Source organism: Paracoccus spongiarum (genome assembly GCF_030732095.1).
Classification (GTDB): Bacteria; Pseudomonadota; Alphaproteobacteria; order Rhodobacterales; family Rhodobacteraceae; genus Paracoccus; species Paracoccus spongiarum.
This window is the reverse complement of record NZ_JAVAMQ010000001.1, coordinates 262,125-279,379: the sequence shown is the minus strand read 5'-3', so window position 1 is coordinate 279,379 and position 17,255 is coordinate 262,125. Positions and strand designations below refer to the sequence as shown.

Annotated in this window: 17 protein-coding genes; 16 read left to right on the top strand and 1 reads right to left on the bottom strand. The window is 69.1% G+C overall.

Annotated features, from left to right (window positions below):
- The first annotated feature begins 150 nt into the window (after positions 1 to 150).
- The 14 genes from Q5Y72_RS01400 (at position 151) to Q5Y72_RS01335 (ending at position 14,434) form a co-directional block, all read left to right on the top strand.
- Complete coding sequence (locus Q5Y72_RS01400; RefSeq protein ID WP_305961629.1) at positions 151 to 723, top strand: calcium-binding protein; 573 nt, start codon at positions 151 to 153, stop codon at positions 721 to 723.
- A 71-nt stretch (positions 724 to 794) separates the two neighbouring features.
- Entirely contained in the window at positions 795 to 1,682 is an 888-nt protein-coding gene (locus tag Q5Y72_RS01395; protein WP_305961628.1) for a LysR family transcriptional regulator, read from the top strand.
- Positions 1,683 to 1,767: 85 nt separating this feature from the next.
- Positions 1,768 to 2,244: a formate dehydrogenase subunit gamma gene (locus tag Q5Y72_RS01390; RefSeq protein ID WP_305961627.1), complete on the top strand. Its 477-nt coding sequence runs from the start codon at positions 1,768 to 1,770 to the stop codon at positions 2,242 to 2,244.
- Positions 2,241 to 3,758 carry an NADH-ubiquinone oxidoreductase-F iron-sulfur binding region domain-containing protein gene (locus tag Q5Y72_RS01385; RefSeq protein WP_305961626.1) on the top strand — a complete coding sequence of 506 codons (1,518 nt, stop codon included), beginning with the start codon at positions 2,241 to 2,243 and terminating at the stop codon, positions 3,756 to 3,758. Before Q5Y72_RS01390 ends, Q5Y72_RS01385 begins: the two co-directional genes overlap by 4 nt.
- Complete coding sequence (gene fdhF / locus Q5Y72_RS01380) at positions 3,755 to 6,700, top strand: formate dehydrogenase subunit alpha (protein ID WP_305961625.1); 2,946 nt, start codon at positions 3,755 to 3,757, stop codon at positions 6,698 to 6,700. Before Q5Y72_RS01385 ends, fdhF begins: the two co-directional genes overlap by 4 nt.
- A gap of 4 nt (positions 6,701 to 6,704) precedes the next feature.
- Positions 6,705 to 7,577, top strand: a complete 873-nt coding sequence (fdhD, locus tag Q5Y72_RS01375) for a formate dehydrogenase accessory sulfurtransferase FdhD (RefSeq protein WP_305961624.1) — start codon at positions 6,705 to 6,707, stop codon at positions 7,575 to 7,577.
- Complete coding sequence (locus Q5Y72_RS01370) at positions 7,567 to 7,767, top strand: formate dehydrogenase subunit delta (RefSeq protein WP_305961623.1); 201 nt, start codon at positions 7,567 to 7,569, stop codon at positions 7,765 to 7,767. The genes fdhD and Q5Y72_RS01370 overlap by 11 nt, the downstream gene beginning before the upstream one ends.
- Before the next feature lie 53 nt (positions 7,768 to 7,820).
- The gene (locus Q5Y72_RS01365; RefSeq protein WP_305961622.1) at positions 7,821 to 8,771 is read left to right on the top strand and encodes a diacylglycerol/lipid kinase family protein; all 951 of its coding nucleotides are present in this window, start codon (positions 7,821 to 7,823) and stop codon (positions 8,769 to 8,771) included.
- A complete protein-coding gene (locus Q5Y72_RS01360; RefSeq protein WP_305961621.1) occupies positions 8,768 to 9,580 on the top strand; it encodes a metallophosphoesterase family protein in 813 nt (270 codons plus the stop codon). Before Q5Y72_RS01365 ends, Q5Y72_RS01360 begins: the two co-directional genes overlap by 4 nt.
- Positions 9,581 to 9,652: 72 nt before the next feature.
- Positions 9,653 to 10,870: a CAP domain-containing protein gene (locus tag Q5Y72_RS01355; RefSeq protein ID WP_305961620.1), complete on the top strand. Its 1,218-nt coding sequence runs from the start codon at positions 9,653 to 9,655 to the stop codon at positions 10,868 to 10,870.
- A gap of 219 nt (positions 10,871 to 11,089) precedes the next feature.
- Positions 11,090 to 12,769: a 30S ribosomal protein S1 gene (gene rpsA / locus Q5Y72_RS01350; RefSeq protein WP_305961619.1), complete on the top strand. Its 1,680-nt coding sequence runs from the start codon at positions 11,090 to 11,092 to the stop codon at positions 12,767 to 12,769.
- A 230-nt stretch (positions 12,770 to 12,999) separates the two neighbouring features.
- Positions 13,000 to 13,284 carry an integration host factor subunit beta gene (gene ihfB / locus Q5Y72_RS01345; protein ID WP_305961618.1) on the top strand — a complete coding sequence of 95 codons (285 nt, stop codon included), beginning with the start codon at positions 13,000 to 13,002 and terminating at the stop codon, positions 13,282 to 13,284.
- A gap of 70 nt (positions 13,285 to 13,354) precedes the next feature.
- Entirely contained in the window at positions 13,355 to 13,765 is a 411-nt protein-coding gene (locus Q5Y72_RS01340) for a LapA family protein (RefSeq protein WP_305961617.1), read from the top strand.
- 9 nt (positions 13,766 to 13,774) lie between these two features.
- Positions 13,775 to 14,434 (top strand): phosphoribosylanthranilate isomerase, encoded by a 660-nt coding sequence (locus Q5Y72_RS01335; protein ID WP_305961616.1) that lies wholly within the window; start codon positions 13,775 to 13,777, stop codon positions 14,432 to 14,434.
- 27 nt (positions 14,435 to 14,461) lie between these two features.
- Here the strand turns inward: Q5Y72_RS01335 and Q5Y72_RS01330 are convergent, their stop codons facing one another.
- A complete protein-coding gene (locus tag Q5Y72_RS01330) occupies positions 14,462 to 15,241 on the bottom strand; it encodes a DUF4394 domain-containing protein (RefSeq protein ID WP_305961615.1) in 780 nt (259 codons plus the stop codon).
- A 156-nt stretch (positions 15,242 to 15,397) separates the two neighbouring features.
- On the opposite strand from Q5Y72_RS01330, the gene Q5Y72_RS01325 reads away from it, so the two are divergent.
- Both Q5Y72_RS01325 and trpB read left to right on the top strand, forming a co-directional pair.
- A complete protein-coding gene (locus Q5Y72_RS01325; RefSeq protein ID WP_305961614.1) occupies positions 15,398 to 15,853 on the top strand; it encodes a GNAT family N-acetyltransferase in 456 nt (151 codons plus the stop codon).
- Between the two features lie 48 nt (positions 15,854 to 15,901).
- Positions 15,902 to 17,128: a tryptophan synthase subunit beta gene (gene trpB / locus Q5Y72_RS01320; protein WP_305961613.1), complete on the top strand. Its 1,227-nt coding sequence runs from the start codon at positions 15,902 to 15,904 to the stop codon at positions 17,126 to 17,128.
- Positions 17,129 to 17,255: the final 127 nt, after the last annotated feature.

Sequence of the window (17,255 nt, the reverse complement as noted above, 5' to 3'; positions counted from 1 at the left end):
TGCGCCGCAACCTAGCGCGGCCTGCCTGACATTTGCCTGACGCCCGGCGTCAGCGAACCGTCAGGCCGGCCATGCTAAGCCCGCGCCACGGGCCCCGGCCGCAGGCTGCGCCGGGGCGATCACGCGACACGGAACACGAAGGAGAACAAGATGGTGCGTCGAATCGGAACCAGCGGCAACGACACCCTGACGGGCACGAATTTTTCCGACCTGCTGTGGGGCAATGGCGGCAACGACCTGCTGCGCGGGCTTGGCGGCAGTGACGACCTGGAAGGCGACGGCGGCAATGACCGGCTGTTCGGCGGCGGCGGCAATGACGAGCTCGAGGGCGATGACGGCAGAGACCTGCTGCGCGGCGGCGCCGGCAATGACGAGCTTGACGGCGATGACGGCGACGACCGGCTGTTCGGGCAGGCCGGCCGCGACACGCTGGATGGCGGCGACGGCAACGATCTGCTGGTCGGCGGCGGCGGTGCCGACGAGTTCGAGTTTGGCGACGGCGACGGCCGCGACCGGGTCCGCGACTTCACCAATGGCGTCGACCGGCTGGACCTTGACGACCTGAGCCGCGCCGAGGTGCAGCAGGTCATCAACAATGCCCGGCAGGTCAACGGCAACACGGTCCTGCGCATCGAGGGCGACGACGATGACGGCCCCACCATCATCACCCTCGTCGACTTCCAGCGCGGCCAGCTGGACCTTGGCGACTTCGTCTTCGACTGATCCGGCCCGGCGCCGGTTGACGCCCGGCGCCCGCGCGGGCTTGATGCGACAGGCCGCGCGGGGGGCAGGGTGTGATCGACAAGCTCGAGATGTTTCTGGCGGTGGCCAAGGAGGGCCATTTCGGCCGCGCCGCCGCCAGTCTCGGCATCACCCAGCCCAGCCTGTCGGCGGGGATCAAGCAGCTTGAGGAACAGCTGGGCGTGCTGCTGATCTTTCGCGGCTCGCGCTATGGCGGGCTGACCCCCGAGGGCCAGTCCGCACTGGTCTGGGCGCGGCGCATCGTCGGCGACACGCGGCAGCTGCGCGAAGAGATGCGGGCCACCCGGCACGGGCTGTCGGGCCGGCTGCGGATCGCGGTGATCCCCACCGCGCTGACCTGGGCGGCCAAGATTTCCGCGCGCTTCGGCACCATGCATCCCAATGTCGGCTTCACCATCCTGTCGCGCACCTCGGTCGAGATCCTGCAGATGATCGACGATCTCGAGATCGATGCCGGCATCTCGTATCTGGACAACGAACCCCTGGGCAAGGTCAGCACGGTGGCGCTGTATGACGAACGCTACATGCTGGTCTGCGGCGAGGACACGGCCTTCGCGCGGCGCGACAGCGTGGCCTGGCCGGAACTGGATGGCCAGCGGCTGTGCCTGCTGACCTCGGACATGCAGAACCGCCGGATCATCAACCGCAATCTGGTCGCCGCCGGGGTGACGCCGCAGGCGACGGTCGAATCCGGCTCGACCGTGGTGCTGGTCGCGCATGTGCTGGAGGGCGGCTGGCTGACCATCCTGCCCGAGGACATCGCCAGCTTCCTGACACAGGGCAAGCCGGTGCGGATGGTGCCGCTGGAGCAGCCGCAGATCACCCATGCGGTGGGCCTCGTCGCCCCTTGGCGCGAGCCGCATACCCCGGTTCTCGACGCCCTGCTGGGCGAGGCGCGGCGCATGGTTTCCGATAGATAGCGACTATCGTGTAACGGAATTCCGATATTGATTTTGGATCGACAAGCCTGTTTGCTGAAGCCGGGATATTGTCGAGAGGCCAGCTATGCATGTGAATGCGCCAGCCCCGACCGCAGAGGACATCCGCGCCGTCGTCGTGCCGCTGACCTCTCTGGAAGGGCCACTTCTGCCGATGCTGCACGCGGTGCAGCACGCATGGGGCCACGTGCCGCAGGCTGCCGTGGCGGTGCTGGCCGATGTGCTGAACCTGACCCGCGCCGAGGTGCATGGCGTCATCAGCTTCTATCACGATTTCCGCGAGGCCCCGGCCGGGCGGCATGTGCTGAAGATCTGCCGGGCCGAGGCCTGCCAGTCGATGGGCGGCGAGGCGCTGGCCGCGGCGGCGCTGGACCGGCTGGGCATCGGCTGGCACGACACCACCGCCAATGGCGCCGTCACCGTAGAGCCGGTCTATTGCCTCGGCATGTGCGCCTGTGCGCCCGCCGCGATGCTGGATGATCGCGTTGTGGCGCGGCTGGACGGCGCGCGGATGGGGCGGCTGCTGGACGAGGCGGGCGCATGAGGATCTTTGTTCCCATCGACAGCGCCGCCCGCGCCGTAGGCGCCGACGCCGTGGCCGAGGCGATCGCCCGCGAGGCCGAGGCGCGCGACATCGACGTGCAGATCACCCGCACCGGCACGCGCGGGATGATCTGGCTGGAGCCCCTGGTCGAGATCGACGCCGGCGAGGGCCGGGTCGGCTTTGGCCCGGTCGCGCCCGAGGACGTGCCGGCGCTGCTGGACGGCCGACTCGACAGCCTTGGCCCGGTCGACGATCTCGACTGGATGCGCCGGCAGACGCGACTGACCTTTGCGCGCTGCGGGGTGATCGACCCGCTGGATCTGGACGACTACCGGGCGCATGGCGGTCTGGCCGGGTTGCGCCGCGCCCTCGGCATGACGCGCGAGGCCATCGTGCAGGAGGTTACCGACAGCGGCCTTCGCGGGCGTGGCGGCGCGGGCTTTCCGACCGGCATCAAGTGGAATACGGTGATGCAGGCCGAGGCCGCTCAGAAATACATCGTCTGCAACGCCGACGAGGGCGACAGCGGCACATTCGCCGACCGGATGATCATGGAGGGCGACCCCTTCACCCTGATCGAGGGCATGGCCATCGCCGGCATCGGTGTGGGCGCCACGCGCGGTTATGTCTATCTGCGGTCCGAATATCCCGACGCGATCGCGGCGATGACCCGCGCCGTCGGGATCGCGCGGCAGAACGGCGTGCTGGGCGGGTCGGTGCTGGGCTCGGGCCACGCCTTCGACATGGAGATCCGCACGGGTGCCGGCGCCTATGTCTGCGGCGAGGAAACCAGCCTGCTGAACAGCCTCGAGGGCAAGCGCGGCGTGGTGCGCGCCAAGCCGCCGCTGCCGGCGCTTGAGGGCTTTCTCGGCAAGCCCACCGTGGTCAACAACGTCATCAGCCTGGCCACCGTGCCGGTGATCTTCGAGAAGGGCGCGGCGCATTACGCGGGGTTCGGCCTAGGCCGGTCGCGCGGCACCGTGACGTTGCAGATCGCCGGCAACGTCGCGCGCGGCGGGCTGTTCGAGACCGCCTTCGGGCTGACCCTTGGCGAGGTGGTCAACGACATCGGCGGGGGCACCGCCTCGGGGCGACCGGTCAAGGCGGTGCAGGTCGGCGGGCCCCTGGGCGCCTACATGCCGGTGTCGAAATTCGACACGCCGATGGGCTACGAGGAATTCGACGGGGCGGGCGGGCTGATCGGCCATGCCGGTCTGGTGGTCTTTGACGACACCGCCGACATGCTGCGCATGGCGCGGTTCGCGATGGAGTTCTGCGCCATCGAAAGCTGCGGCAAATGCACGCCCTGCCGGATCGGCGCGGTGCGCGGGGTCGAGACCATCGACCGCATCGCGGCCGGCGATCCGGCCGCCGCCGATCTGCTGACCGATCTCTGCGAAACCATGAAGGACGGCTCGCTCTGCGCGCTGGGGGGGTTCACGCCCTTCCCGGTGATGTCGGCGCTGACCCAGTTCCCCGACGATTTTGCCTGCCGGAAGGAGGCCGCCGAATGAAGGACTTCATCATCCCGCAATACCCGCCGGGCGCCGAACCGCATGACGACCGCGATCTGGGCACCCCGGCCCGCGCGGGTGCGCCGGTCAGCCTGCTGATCGACGGCATCGCCGTCACCGTCCCCGAGGGCAGTTCGGTCATGCGCGCCGCGGCCCTGGCCGGCATCACCGTGCCCAAGCTGTGCGCCAGCGACAATCTGGAGGCCTTCGGGTCCTGCCGCGTCTGCGTGGTCGAGATCGAGGGCCGCCGCGGCACGCCCGCCTCCTGCACCACGCCGGTGGCCGAGGGCATGGTCGTCCACACCCAGTCCAGCAAGGTCCAGCGCATCCGCAAGGGCGTGATGGAGCTGTATATCAGCGACCACCCGCTGGACTGCCTGACCTGCGCGGCCAATGGCGATTGCGAATTGCAGGACACCGCCGGCATGGTCGGGCTTCGGGACGTGCGCTATACCCCCGGCCAGAACCATTTCGACCCCTCGGGCAGCGGCGCGCGCAGCCAGGCCGAGGCGCGGCTGCGGATGCCGGTCGCCGAGGCCAATCCGCGCTACACGCCCAAGGATGAAAGCAACCCCTATTTCACCTTCGACCCGTCGAAATGCATCGTCTGTTCGCGCTGCGTACGGGCCTGCGAAGAGGTGCAGGGCACCTTCGCGCTGACCATCGAGGGACGCGGCTTTGACAGCAAGGTCAGCGCCGGGGCGGCGGGCGATGATTTCCTGACCTCGGATTGCGTCAGCTGCGGTGCCTGCGTGCAGGCCTGCCCGACCGCGACCCTGCAGGAGAAATCGGTGATCGAACTGGGCACGCCCACGCGATCGGTCATCACCACCTGCGCCTATTGCGGCGTCGGCTGCAGCTTCAAGGCCGAGATGAATGGCGACCGGCTGGTGCGCATGGTGCCGTGGAAGCATGGCAAGGCCAATCGCGGCCACAGCTGCATCAAGGGCCGCTTTGCCTATGGCTATGCCAACCACAAGGACCGCATCCTCAAGCCGATGATCCGCGACAGCATCGACCAGCCCTGGCGCGAGGTCGAATGGAACGAGGCGCTGGCCTTCGCCGCCGACCGGATGAAGGGGCTTCAGGACAAATACGGCCGCCGCTCGATCGGGGTGATCACCTCGTCGCGCTGCACCAACGAGGAAACCTATCTGGTCCAGAAACTGGCCCGCGCGGTGTTTCTGAACAACAACACCGACACCTGCGCACGGGTCTGCCATTCGCCCACCGGCTACGGCCTCGGCAAGACCTTCGGCACCTCGGCCGGCACGCAGGATTTCGACAGCGTCGAGCACAGCGACGTCGTGATGATCATCGGCGCCAATCCGACCGACGGCCACCCGGTCTTTGCCAGCCGGCTGAAAAGGCGGCTGCGGCAGGGCGCGCGGCTGATCATCGTCGATCCGCGCCGCATCGACATGGTGCGGTCCGCCCATGTCGAGGCCGACTACCACCTGCCGCTGCGCCCCGGCACCAATGTTGCCGTCGTGACCGCGATGGCGCATGTCATCGTGACCGAGGGCCTCTGCGACGAGGGCTTCATCCGCAGCCGCTGCGACTGGGACGAATTCCAGCATTACGTCGACTTCGTCAGCCAGCCCCGCCACAGCCCCGAGGCGATGGAGGCGCTGACCGGCGTGGCCGCCGCCGACCTGCGTGCGGCGGCGCGGCTGTTCGCCACCGGCGGCAATGGCGCGATCTATTACGGCCTCGGCGTGACCGAACATTCGCAGGGCTCGACCACGGTCATGGGCATCGCCAACCTCGCCATGCTGACCGGCAATATCGGCCGGCCCGGCGTGGGCGTGAACCCGTTGCGCGGCCAGAACAACGTGCAGGGCAGTTGCGACATGGGCTCGTTCCCGCATGAATTGCCGGGCTATCGCCATGTGAAACTGCCCGATGTGCGCGCCATCTTCGAACAGGCCTGGGGCGTCGAGATCGACCCCGAGCCCGGCCTGCGCATCCCCAACATGCTGGATGCCGCCGTCGAGGGCAGCTTCAAGGGGCTCTATTGCCAGGGCGAGGACATCCTGCAATCGGACCCCGACACCCACCACGTCGCGGCAGGGCTTAAGGCGATGGAATGCGTCATCGTCCATGACCTGTTCCTGAACGAGACGGCCAACTACGCCCATGTCTTCCTGCCGGGCAGCAGCTTCCTGGAAAAGGACGGCACCTTCACCAATGCCGAACGCCGCATCAACCGCGTCCGCCGGGTGATGGCGCCGCTGAACGGCTATGAGGACTGGGAGGTGACGCAGGCGCTGGCCAATGCGATGGGCGCGGGCTGGCACTATACCCATCCCGGCCAGATCATGGACGAGATCGCCGCGACCACGCCCAGCTTTGCCGGCGTCAGCTACGAGGTGCTGGAGGAGCTGGGCTCGGTGCAATGGCCCTGCAACGAGGCCGCGCCCGAGGGCACGCCGATGATGCACATGGACGGCTTCATGTCGGGCAAGGGGCATTTCATCGTCACCGAATATGTCGCCACCGACGAACGCAGCGGGCCGCGATTCCCGCTGCTGCTGACCACCGGCCGGATCCTGTCGCAATACAATGTCGGCGCGCAGACCCGGCGCACGGCCAATGTCCTGTGGCATCCCGAGGACATCCTGGAGATCCACCCCCACGACGCCGAGTTCCGCGGCATCAACGAGGGCGACTGGGTGCGGCTGGCCAGCCGCGCGGGCGAGACCACGCTGCGGGCGACGCTGACCGACCGGGTTGCGCCGGGGGTGGTCTACACGACCTTCCACCACCCCGCGACACAGGCCAATGTCGTCACCACCGATTTTTCGGACTGGGCCACCAATTGCCCGGAATACAAGGTGACGGCGGTGCAGGTCAGCCCCTCGAACGGACCGTCCGACTGGCAGGAACGCTACAGCGAACAGGCCGAACGCTCGCGCCGCATTCTGCCCGCGGCCGAATAGCGCGATGGCCCGTTCCGGTCCCGCCGGTGCCGGTCCCGCCGGCCCGGCTCTTGCCACACCCGGCCCTGCCGGCGCCGCGCAGGCGGCGCATCTGCGGGTCGGCGGATCGCGCCGCCCGGTCAGCCGCGTGCTGCCCGAGGAGACCGCCGTGGCGATGGTCTATGACGGCACCACCCATGCGGTGATGATGGCCAGCCCCGCCGATCTCGAGGATTTCGCGGTCGGGTTCTCGCTGACCGAGGGGATCGTCGCGGCGCCCGCGCAGATCGCCGGCTGCGAGATCGTCGCCCAGCCCGAGGGTATCGAGGCGCGGATATGGCTGGCGACCGATCGGGCCGAGGCGCTGGCCGCGCGGCGCCGCACCCTTGCGGGGCCGGTCGGCTGCGGACTGTGCGGCATCGACAGCCTGGCGCAGGCGACCCGCGCGCTGCCTGACCTGTCGGATCGCGGCCCGCTGCTGGCGGCGGCCGAGCTGGCCACCGCGACCGGGGCGCTGCGCGGCTGGCAGCCGCTGCACGACCGCACCCATGCCGTCCATGCGGCGGGCTTCATGCTTCCTGGCGAGGGGATCGTGCTGGCCCGCGAGGATGTCGGCCGGCACAACGCGCTGGACAAGCTGATCGGCGCGATGGCGCGGCAGGGAATCGATGCGGGGCGGGGCGCGATCGTGCTGACCAGCCGCGTCTCGGTCGAGATGGTGCAGAAATGCGCCATGGCCGGCTGTGCGGTGCTGATCGCCGTCTCGGCACCGACCCTGCACGCGCTGCGCCTGGCCGAGGGCGCCGGCATCACCCTGGCCGCCTTTGCCCGCGGCGACGGCTTCGACCTGTTCTGTCACCCCGAAAGGCTGCGCGCCGAGGTTCCCGATGTCGCCTGAGAAGATGGTCCACATGGCCAACCAGATCGCCACCTTCTTCGCCAGCCAGCCGGGCGACCCGGCCGAGAAGGTCGCGGCGCATCTGCGCGACTACTGGGAGCCGCGGATGCGGCAGCAGTTTCAGGACTATGTGGCCACGGGCGGCGAGGGGCTTTCGCCGGCCGCGCAGGAGGCCGCGCGGCTTTTGTGAAACTTCTGCCGGGTGGGCGGGTTGAGGGGCAAACCCTCGGACCCCGGATCATCATGCAAGAGCCCCTGTTCGACCTGTCGCGACATCGCGTCTGCGTCATCCTGAACCCCGGTTCGGGCAGCAAGGACGACCGCGCCGTCGCCCGCGCCATCGAGGACGCGCTGAAGCCGCGCTGCGCGGGCTTCGCGCTGCGCCAGACGGCACGCGGCAGCGACATCGTGGCGGTGGCCCGCGGTGCGGTGGCCGAGGGTTTCGAGGTGATCGTGGCGGCGGGCGGCGACGGCACGCAATCAGCGGTGGCCGGCGCGCTGGCCGGCACCGACGCGATCATGGGGGTGCTGCCGGGCGGCACCTTCAACTATTTCGCCCGCGGTCTTGGCGTGGGCGAGGAAATCCCCGAGGCCCTTGACAGCATCGGGCACGCGCGCGTGGCACGGGTCGATATCGGCCAGATCGAGAATCTGGTGTTTCTCAACAATGTCAGCCTGGGCGCCTATCCGCATATCCTGAAGACCCGCGAAAGCATCTATCGCCGGTGGGGCAGGTCACGCCTCGCGGCCTACTGGTCGGTGCTGGTGGCGCTGCGGCGGCTGCGCCGGCCGATGACGCTGACCGCGACGGTGAACGGCGAAAGCCGGGACTATACCACCGCCCTGGTCTTCGTCGCCCGCAGCGCCTACCAGCTTGACAGCTTCGGGCTTGACGGGGCGGACGCGATCCGCGACGGGAAGTTCGCGGTGCTGATCGCCAAGGCCCGCCAGCCGCTGCCGCTGCTGCGCTCGGCCTTCCGGCTGGCCTTCGGCTTTTCGGCCAAGGACAGCGATTTCGACATGATCGTGACCGACGACCTGACCATCGTCACCCCGCGCAAGCGGATGCTGATCGCGCATGACGGCGAAAAGACCATGATGGCCTCGCCGCTGCATCTGAAGGTCTGGCATGGCGGGCTGCGGGTGCTGTTGCCCGCGGAGGCGCCCGCCGAGACGAAAGACCGCGCCGCGTGACCCGGATCCTGCATCTGTCGGACCTGCATTTCGGCTATCACCGCGAGGATCTGGTGGGGCCGCTGCTTGCGCTGGTGAACCGGGCGCGGGCCGATCTGGTGGCGGTGACCGGCGATCTGACGCATCGCGGCAGGCCGGGCCAGTTCAGGCAGGCGGCGGCCTTCCTCGACGCGATCGCCGCGCCGCTCGTGGTGGTGCCGGGCAATCACGACGTGCCGCTCTACAACATGCCGGTGCGCTTTCTGGCGCCCTATGCGGGCTATCGGCGCGGGCTGGGGCGCGATCTGCAACCGGCGCTCTCGGCGGGCGGCGCGCGGGTGGCCGGGCTGAACAGCGTCGATCCCTTCAGCTGGCAGCGCGGCATCCTGCGGGCGGGCGATCTGGACCGGCTGGCGGGGGGCGTCGATCCGCTGCGCTGCAACCTCGTGGCGCTGCATCATCCGCTGGAACATGCGCCGGGCGTCGACAAGACCCTGCCGCGCGGCGGCGCCGCGGCGCTTGCGCGGCTGGTCTCGATGGGCGTGCGGATCGCCCTCAGCGGCCATCTTCACCGCTGGACCACCGAGGCGCTGCTGGAAACGACCGCCCATCCGGGGCTGTTGCAGGTGCAGTCCGGCACCGCGCTCTGCGCCCGGCCGGGCGATGCGCAGAACGAGGTCACGCTGCTGGAGATCGTGGGCGACCGGGTGGCGATCGAGCGGCATGTCGCGCCGATGCCCGGCCTGCGCTTCGCGCCGTCAGACCGGCTGGATGTCGCCTTCGCGGCCGGTCGGTGGCGCCGCTGTGGACAGGGATCCGCCGTGTTTTAGGGATCTTCCGGTCGTGCCGCCGGATCAAGCGGGCTATGATTGCGGGGTCACCCCATGCCCGAGAGGCCGCCCATGTCCGTTTCCACCGCCGACGAACGCTATTTCGTGGACCTGGTCAATCGCAGCCGCGCCCAGCACGACCTGGACCCGCTGACGGTCGATTTGTCGCTGAACGCCTCGGCCGAGCGGCACAGCCGCTGGATGCTGGCCGAGGACGTCTTTTCGCATACTGGGCAGGGCGGATCGACCGCGTCGCAGCGCATGGTCGCAGCCGGTCTCGACCTGTCGGGGTCGTGGAGCACGGCCGAGAACATCGCCTATGTCAGCGTCTCGGGCGAGGCGGATCTGCGCGACGAGATCCGGCAATTGCACCAGATGCTGATGGACAGCCCGTGCCACTACGCCAATATCGTCGATGACCGCTCGACCCTGATCGGGATCGGGCTCGAGACCGGCGGCTTTACCGCCGGCGGGCGGGAATACCGCGTGCTGATGGTGACGCAGAACTTCGCCGATACGGACGGCCGGACCCGGCCGGAGGATGGCAGCTTCGCGCTCTCGGGCATCGGCGGCATCGGCGTCGCCGCACCGGCCCGCAGCGACTGGCTGGCCGATTTCGACGGCATCCGGGTCGCGGGCGCGGGGCCGTTCGCCGGTACCGCCCGCAATGACGATTTCAGCCTGACCGGCGGGGCCGATCGCGCCACGGGCGGGGGCGGCGACGACTGGATCGCGGGGCGCGGCGGCCGCGACCTGCTGCAGGGCGGGGCGGGCGCCGACCTGCTGCTGGGGCAGGGCGGGGCAGACGACCTGCGCGGCGGGCAGGGCGGCGACGCGCTGACGGGCGGTACCGGCCGCGACGGGCTGGCGGGCGAGGGCGGCCATGACGGGCTGCGCGGCGGCGCGGGCCATGACCGGCTGGCCGGCGGCGGGGGCAACGACCTGATGCGCGGAGAGGCCGGGCGCGACCGGCTGGCGGGCGGAGACGGCGCCGACACGCTGTCGGGCGACCGCGGCAACGATTTGCTGGACGGGGGCGGCGGGGCCGACAGCTTCGTCTTCGCGCGCGGCGGCGGGGCCGACCGGATCGCCGATTTCCGGCCCGGCACCGACCGGCTGGTGATCGATCCCGCGCTGCTGCGGGGCGAGACGCCGGGCGGGCTGGTCAGGGACCACATCCGGGCGACCGATGCGGGGCTGGTCATCGACTTCGGCGATGGCGACCGGCTGACCCTGGCGGGCACCGACCTGCGGGCCGACCAGATCGCCTCGGACATCTTCCTGCTGTGACGGCCCCTGCGGGCGCGGCGGGCGCAGTTTTCCGTTGAGTTTGGCGGCCCGCGCGCCTATATCCACCGGCAGTCAATCGGACGACATGGTCACAACAGGCCACAGCAAGACGGGTCGCGCGCCACGCCGCGACCCTTTGTCGTTCCAGATCGGCACCAGACAGACCGGCGGAGCCAACCGTCAGGCCAGCAAGACAGACGTAAAGGAAACTGGATACATATGTGCGCTAAAGCGACCATGGAGGAATTCGAGGCCCTCCTGAACGAAAGCCTCGACATCGACACCCCCGACGAGGGGTCGGTCGTCAAGGGCCGCGTCATCGCCATCGAGGCGGGGCAGGCCATCATCGACGTCGGCTACAAGATGGAAGGCCGCGTCGATCTGAAGGAATTCGCAAATCCCGGCGAGGAAGCCAGCATCAAGGTCGGCGACGAGGTCGAGGTTTACCTGGACCGCGTCGAGAACGCCCGTGGCGAAGCCTCGATCAGCCGCGAGAAGGCCCGCCGCGAGGAAGCCTGGGATCGCCTGGAAAAGGCCTATGCCGATGAAGAGCGCGTCGAAGGCGCCATCTTCGGGCGCGTCAAGGGTGGCTTCACCGTCGATCTGGGCGGCGCCGTGGCCTTCCTGCCCGGCAGCCAGGTCGATGTCCGCCCGGTGCGCGATGCCGGCCCGCTGATGGGCCTGAAGCAGCCGTTCCAGATCCTCAAGATGGATCGCCGCCGCGGCAACATCGTCGTGTCGCGCCGCGCCATCCTCGAGGAAAGCCGCGCCGAGCAGCGCGCCGAGGTCATCGCCAACCTGACCGAGGGCCAGTCGATCAACGGTGTCGTGAAGAACATCACCGAATACGGCGCCTTCGTCGATCTGGGCGGCGTGGACGGGCTGCTGCACGTCACCGACATGGCGTGGCGCCGCGTCAACCACCCCTCCGAGATCCTGTCGATCGGCGAGACGGTGAAGGTCCAGGTCATCAAGATCAACAAGGACAGCCACCGCATCAGCCTGGGCATGAAGCAGCTGCAGGCCGACCCCTGGGACACCGTCGCCGACAAGTTCCCGATCGGTTCGGTCCATCAGGGCCGCGTGACCAACATCACCGACTACGGCGCCTTCGTCGAACTGGAAGCCGGTGTCGAGGGTCTGGTCCATGTCTCGGAGATGAGCTGGACCAAGAAGAACGTCCATCCGGGCAAGATCGTCTCGACCTCGCAGGAAGTCGAGGTCATGGTGCTCGAGATCGACGAGGCCAAGCGCCGCGTCTCCCTGGGCCTCAAGCAGACCATGCGCAACCCGTGGGATGTCTTTGCCGAAACCCACCCGACCGGCACGGTCATCGAGGGCGAGGTCAAGAACATCACCGAATTCGGTCTGTTCGTCGGTCTCGAGGGCGATATCGACGGCATGGTGCACCTGTCGGACATCAGCTGGGATGCCCGCGGCGAGGATGCGATCCAGGACTTCCGCAAGGGCGATGTCGTCAAGGCCGTCGTCCAGGACGTGGATGTCGAGAAAGAGCGCATCTCGCTGTCGATCAAGTCGCTCGAGAACGAGCACATGGCCGAAGCCGTTGACGGCGTGAAGCGTGGCTCGGTCGTCACGGTCGAGATCACCGCGATCGAGGATGGCGGCGTCGAGGTCGAATACAACGGCGTCAAGTCCTTCATCCGCCGCAGCGATCTGGCGCGCGACCGTCAGGACCAGCGTCCCGAGCGCTTCCAGGTCGGCGACAAGGTCGATGCCCGCGTCACCAACATCGACACCAAGACCCGCCGTCTGGGCCTGTCGATCAAGGCCCGCGAGATCGCCGAAGAGAAGGAGGCGATCGACCAGTATGGCAGCTCGGATTCGGGTGCCTCGCTGGGCGACATCCTCGGCGCGGCGCTGAACCGCAACGGCTGAGCCGGGCGTTTCGCCGCCATGAACGGCCCGTCCCCCTGACCCGGGGGGCGGGCTTTTTTCTTGCGCGCGTCGGGGGTTGCGCGGCGCTAGCGTCTTGCACCGGCCTGCCAAAGCTGGCATCGCTAGGAAACCGAAGAATAGATTGATGCGTTTCCTGCGGGTCGGGAACCGGATTGCCGCGCCCGGTTCCGACGCCACGATGGTCCAATTGTGCTGAATGGGGGGACGGGATGATCCGATCCGAGCTGATCCAGAAGATTTCCGACGACAATCCGCATCTGTTCCGCCGCGATGTCGAGCGCATCGTGAACACCGTCTTCGAGGAGATCATCGACGCCATGGCGCGCGGCGACCGGGTCGAGCTGCGCGGCTTCGGCGCCTTCTCGGTCAAGAAGCGCGATGCGCGCACCGGCCGCAACCCGCGCACCGGCGAATCCGTCGATGTCGAGGAAAAGCACGTTCCCTTCTTCAAGACCGGCAAGCTGCTTCGTGATCGGTTGAACGGCGAGGCCTGACCGGCATAGACTGCGACACGCCCCGGCCGCGCTCCGGCCCCGGACGGCCGCGCCAGTTCAAGGATATCCCATGCGCTTCATCCGCCTTCTGTTCGTCGTCTTCCTGGCCATCGTGCTGATCGCCGTGGCGCTGGCCAACCGCGACATCGTCACCCTGTCGGCCTTCCCCGCGAATTTCGGGCAGTATCTTGGCGGTCAGTGGAGCGTGGACCTGCCGCTGTTCCTGATCATCTTCCTGGCCTTCGCCTGCGGCATGCTGGCAGGGCTGGTCTGGGAATTCCTGCGCGAGGCCCATATCCGCCGCGAGGCGCGCCTGCGCAGCGCCGAGGTCGCGCGGCTGGAATCCGAGGTGGGCAACCTGCGCAGCCGCCATGCCGCGCCCCGCGACGAGGTGCTGGCGATCCTTGATCGTCCGAAAGGCGCCGTGCCGGGCGCAACCGGCCCGGCCGCGTCCGGGTCCGCGCTGCCGGCGCCGCGCTAGGCGCCGTCCTTGGCGCAGGTCAAGATCTGCGGGCTCAGCGCGCCCGACCATGTCGCGGCAGCGGTCGATGCCGGGGCGCGCTATGTCGGCCTCGTGTTCTTTCCGAAATCGCCCCGTGCCGTGACGCCCGACCGGGCGGCGGCGCTGGCCGGTGCCGTGCCGCCCGGCATCGCCCGCGTCGGGCTGTTCGTCGATCCCGACGACGCGCTGTTGCAGGCGGTTCTGGCCACGGTGCCGCTGGACCTGATCCAGCTGCACGGCCACGAGACCCCCGACCGGGTGGCGGCGGTCCGGGCGCTGACCGGCCTGCCGGTGATGAAGGCGGTGGGGATCGCCTCGGCGGCGGACCTGCCGGCGCTGACCGATTACGGGCTGGTGGCCGACATGCTGCTGGTCGATGCCAAGCCGCCGCGCGACGCGGTGCTGCCGGGCGGCAACGGGCTGGCCTTCGACTGGCGGCTGCTGGTCGGGCGGCGCTGGCTTCGGCCCTGGCTGCTGGCGGGCGGGCTGACTCCGCAGAACGTGGCCGAGGCGATCCGGCTGACCGGCGCGCAGGCGGTCGACGTGTCCTCGGGGGTCGAGACCGCGCCCGGCCTGAAGGACCCGGCGCTGATCCGCGACTTCGTGGCGGCGGCCGCGCGCGCAGGGGCCGTGGGCGCCCCGCGCTGAGGCGGGGCGGCGGCATCCGATCCGGCGCTACATCGACGGCCAGACGGTGATGTCGCGCAGCGCGACATCCAGCCCGTCGATCTGCCAGCTTTCGCTGACCGCGCCGGTCTCGAGGTCGACGGTGTGCAGCCCGCCAAGCGCGGCCAGCCATGCCGTGTTGGCGCCCTCGCCGTCGGCGGCCACGTCGAAGCCGATCGGTCCCTCCAGGGCCACGCCCAGGCTGCCGATCGTGGCGTTGGTGCCGTCATTCGGCGCGGTCTGTTGCAACAGCGACGACAGCGCGGCATCGATGTTGAACATCGCCGTCGTCTCGGGCTTGCCGTGGCTGTTGGTATAGCCCGTCCCCGCGACCATGAAGGGCGCCCCGGCATTCGCGTCGCCTTCGGCCCAGTTCAGCGCGCCGTCCACCGTCGCCTCGCCGCTGTCCATGTCGACGCGATGGTTGGTGGTGCCCGACATGAAGCGCAGCTTGTCGGCGGCCGGGTTCACATCGACGATGACCGGCGCGCCCTCGGCGATCGGCAGTTGCGCGGTCATGGCGGCGATCTCGGTCGCGGCGCCGGTCTCGGGGTCGATGGTGACGATGGTCTGGTTGTCGGTCACGCCGATCAGGGTCCCGTTGGCGGGGCGGTAGTCGATGCCCAGCAGGCGGTCGGCGCCGCTGACCTCGATCATGCCGGTCACGGCGGCGCTGGCGGGGTCGATCCTGACGATGGTGCGGTCGCCGGCAAGGCCGATGACGGTCGCGGCACCTGCCGCGCCGCTGATGGCCGTGGTCGCGATGAGGGTGGCAATGATCCTGTGCATGGGTCGTCCTTCCTGTGGGGTTGGGGCGACCGCTTGCCGACCGCCTTGACGACAGCCACGCAAGACCGCGGCAATCCGACGCACCCCCTGCGTTGACGAAGCCGTGAGGATGGCGCAAACCCGCGGGCACCCCGCCACCGATCGCCGGATGACGCCATGCCGCCAGTCCGCCCCGTCTTCCGCCCCGCCCTTCGCGCCGATGTCCCGGCGATCATCGCGCTGCTGGCCGATGACGTGCTGGGCCGGGCCCGCGAGGCGACCGATCCAGCCCCCTACCTGGCCGCCTTCGAGGCGATGCAGGCCGAGGCCGGTAACCTGCTGATCGTGGCCGAGATCGCCGGCGAGGTCGCTGCCTGCTATCAGATCACCTTCATCTCCGGGCTGTCGCTGTCGGCCAGCCGCCGTGCGCAGGTCGAGGGCGTCCGGGTGCTGGCCGCGCTGCGCGGCATGGGCCTGGGCGCGGCACTGATGCGCGACGCCGAGGCCCGCGCCCGCGACGCCGGATGCCGGCTGATCCAGTTCACCACCAACAGGGCGCGGACCGACGCGCACCGCTTCTATGAGCGCATGGGCTTCACGCCCAGCCATATCGGCTATAAGAAGCCGCTCTAGGCCGTTCTCGGGCCGCCGACATCCATTCCAACCGCAAGGGCGCACAGCATGGCCGACGATCTGGTGAACAGCTTCAGGCAGGGGCCCGACCAGCAGGGCCGCTTTGGCATCTATGGCGGCCGCTTTGTCAGCGAGACGCTGATGCCTCTGATCCTCGATCTCGAGGCCGAATACGAGCGCGCCAAGACCGATGCCTCGTTCTGGGCGCAGATGGACGATCTGTGGACCCATTACGTCGGCAGGCCCTCGCCGCTGTATCATGCCGAACGGCTGTCGGACCGGCTGGGCGGGGCGCGGATCTACATGAAGCGCGACGAGCTGAACCACACCGGCGCGCACAAGATCAACAACGTTCTGGGGCAGATCCTGCTGGCGATGCGCATGGGCAAGACCCGGATCATCGCCGAGACCGGCGCGGGCCAGCATGGCGTGGCGACGGCCACGGTCTGTGCGCGCTTCGGGCTGAAATGCGTGGTCTACATGGGCGCCCACGACGTCGAGCGGCAGGCCCCGAACGTGTTCCGCATGCGGCTGCTGGGCGCCGAGGTTGTGCCCGTCACCTCGGGGCGCGGCACGCTGAAGGACGCGATGAACGACGCGTTGCGCGACTGGGTGACCAATGTGCGCGACACCTTCTACTGTATCGGCACGGTCGCCGGCCCGCATCCCTATCCGGCGATGGTGCGCGACTTCCAGTCGATCATCGGCAAGGAGGTACGCGAACAGATCATGGCCCGCGAGGGGCGGCTGCCCGACACGCTGGTGGCGGCGATCGGCGGCGGCTCGAACGCGATGGGGCTGTTCTTTCCCTTCCTCGACGATCCCGAGGTGGCGATCATCGGGGTCGAGGCGGGCGGCAAGGGCGTCGACGACCGGATGCAGCACTGCGCCAGCCTTTCGGGCGGTCGCGCGGGCGTGCTGCACGGCAACCGCACCTACCTGCTGCAGGACCCCGACGGCCAGATCCTCGAGGGTCATTCGATCAGCGCCGGCCTCGACTATCCGGGGATCGGGCCGGAACATGCCTGGCTGAAGGATGTCGGCCGGGCGCAGTATGTCAGCATCACCGATGACGAGGCGCTGGCGGCCTTCCGGCTGTGCTGCGAGACCGAGGGGATCATCCCCGCGCTGGAACCCAGCCACGCGCTGGCCCATGTCACGAGGATCGCGCCGGACCTGCCCGCCGACCACCTGATCGTGATGAACATGTGCGGGCGCGGCGACAAGGACATCTTCACCGTCGCCAAGCATCTGGGCTTCGACATCCAGGGCTGACCGGGGCCGTGGCACCGTCGCGGGCGGTCGGCAAGACCCCGCCGACCGGGTGACGTGGCGTGACGACAGTGAACCGGCGCCCTCCCGGCGCCGTTCTCTTGCCATACCGCATGACGGAGGCAAGACC

Coding starts and splice junctions, on each gene's coding strand:
- Q5Y72_RS01400 (WP_305961629.1), top strand. CDS start 151: ATGGTGCGTCGAATCGGAACCAGCGGCAACGACACCCTGACGGGCACG.
- trpB (WP_305961613.1), top strand. CDS start 15,902: ATGGCCGACGATCTGGTGAACAGCTTCAGGCAGGGGCCCGACCAGCAG.
- Q5Y72_RS01355 (WP_305961620.1), top strand. CDS start 9,653: ATGTCCGTTTCCACCGCCGACGAACGCTATTTCGTGGACCTGGTCAAT.
- fdhF (WP_305961625.1), top strand. CDS start 3,755: ATGAAGGACTTCATCATCCCGCAATACCCGCCGGGCGCCGAACCGCAT.
- Q5Y72_RS01370 (WP_305961623.1), top strand. CDS start 7,567: ATGTCGCCTGAGAAGATGGTCCACATGGCCAACCAGATCGCCACCTTC.
- Q5Y72_RS01340 (WP_305961617.1), top strand. CDS start 13,355: ATGCGCTTCATCCGCCTTCTGTTCGTCGTCTTCCTGGCCATCGTGCTG.
- Q5Y72_RS01330 (WP_305961615.1), bottom strand. CDS start 15,241: ATGCACAGGATCATTGCCACCCTCATCGCGACCACGGCCATCAGCGGC.
- Q5Y72_RS01325 (WP_305961614.1), top strand. CDS start 15,398: ATGCCGCCAGTCCGCCCCGTCTTCCGCCCCGCCCTTCGCGCCGATGTC.
- Q5Y72_RS01390 (WP_305961627.1), top strand. CDS start 1,768: ATGCATGTGAATGCGCCAGCCCCGACCGCAGAGGACATCCGCGCCGTC.
- Q5Y72_RS01385 (WP_305961626.1), top strand. CDS start 2,241: ATGAGGATCTTTGTTCCCATCGACAGCGCCGCCCGCGCCGTAGGCGCC.
- fdhD (WP_305961624.1), top strand. CDS start 6,705: ATGGCCCGTTCCGGTCCCGCCGGTGCCGGTCCCGCCGGCCCGGCTCTT.
- rpsA (WP_305961619.1), top strand. CDS start 11,090: ATGTGCGCTAAAGCGACCATGGAGGAATTCGAGGCCCTCCTGAACGAA.
- Q5Y72_RS01365 (WP_305961622.1), top strand. CDS start 7,821: ATGCAAGAGCCCCTGTTCGACCTGTCGCGACATCGCGTCTGCGTCATC.
- ihfB (WP_305961618.1), top strand. CDS start 13,000: ATGATCCGATCCGAGCTGATCCAGAAGATTTCCGACGACAATCCGCAT.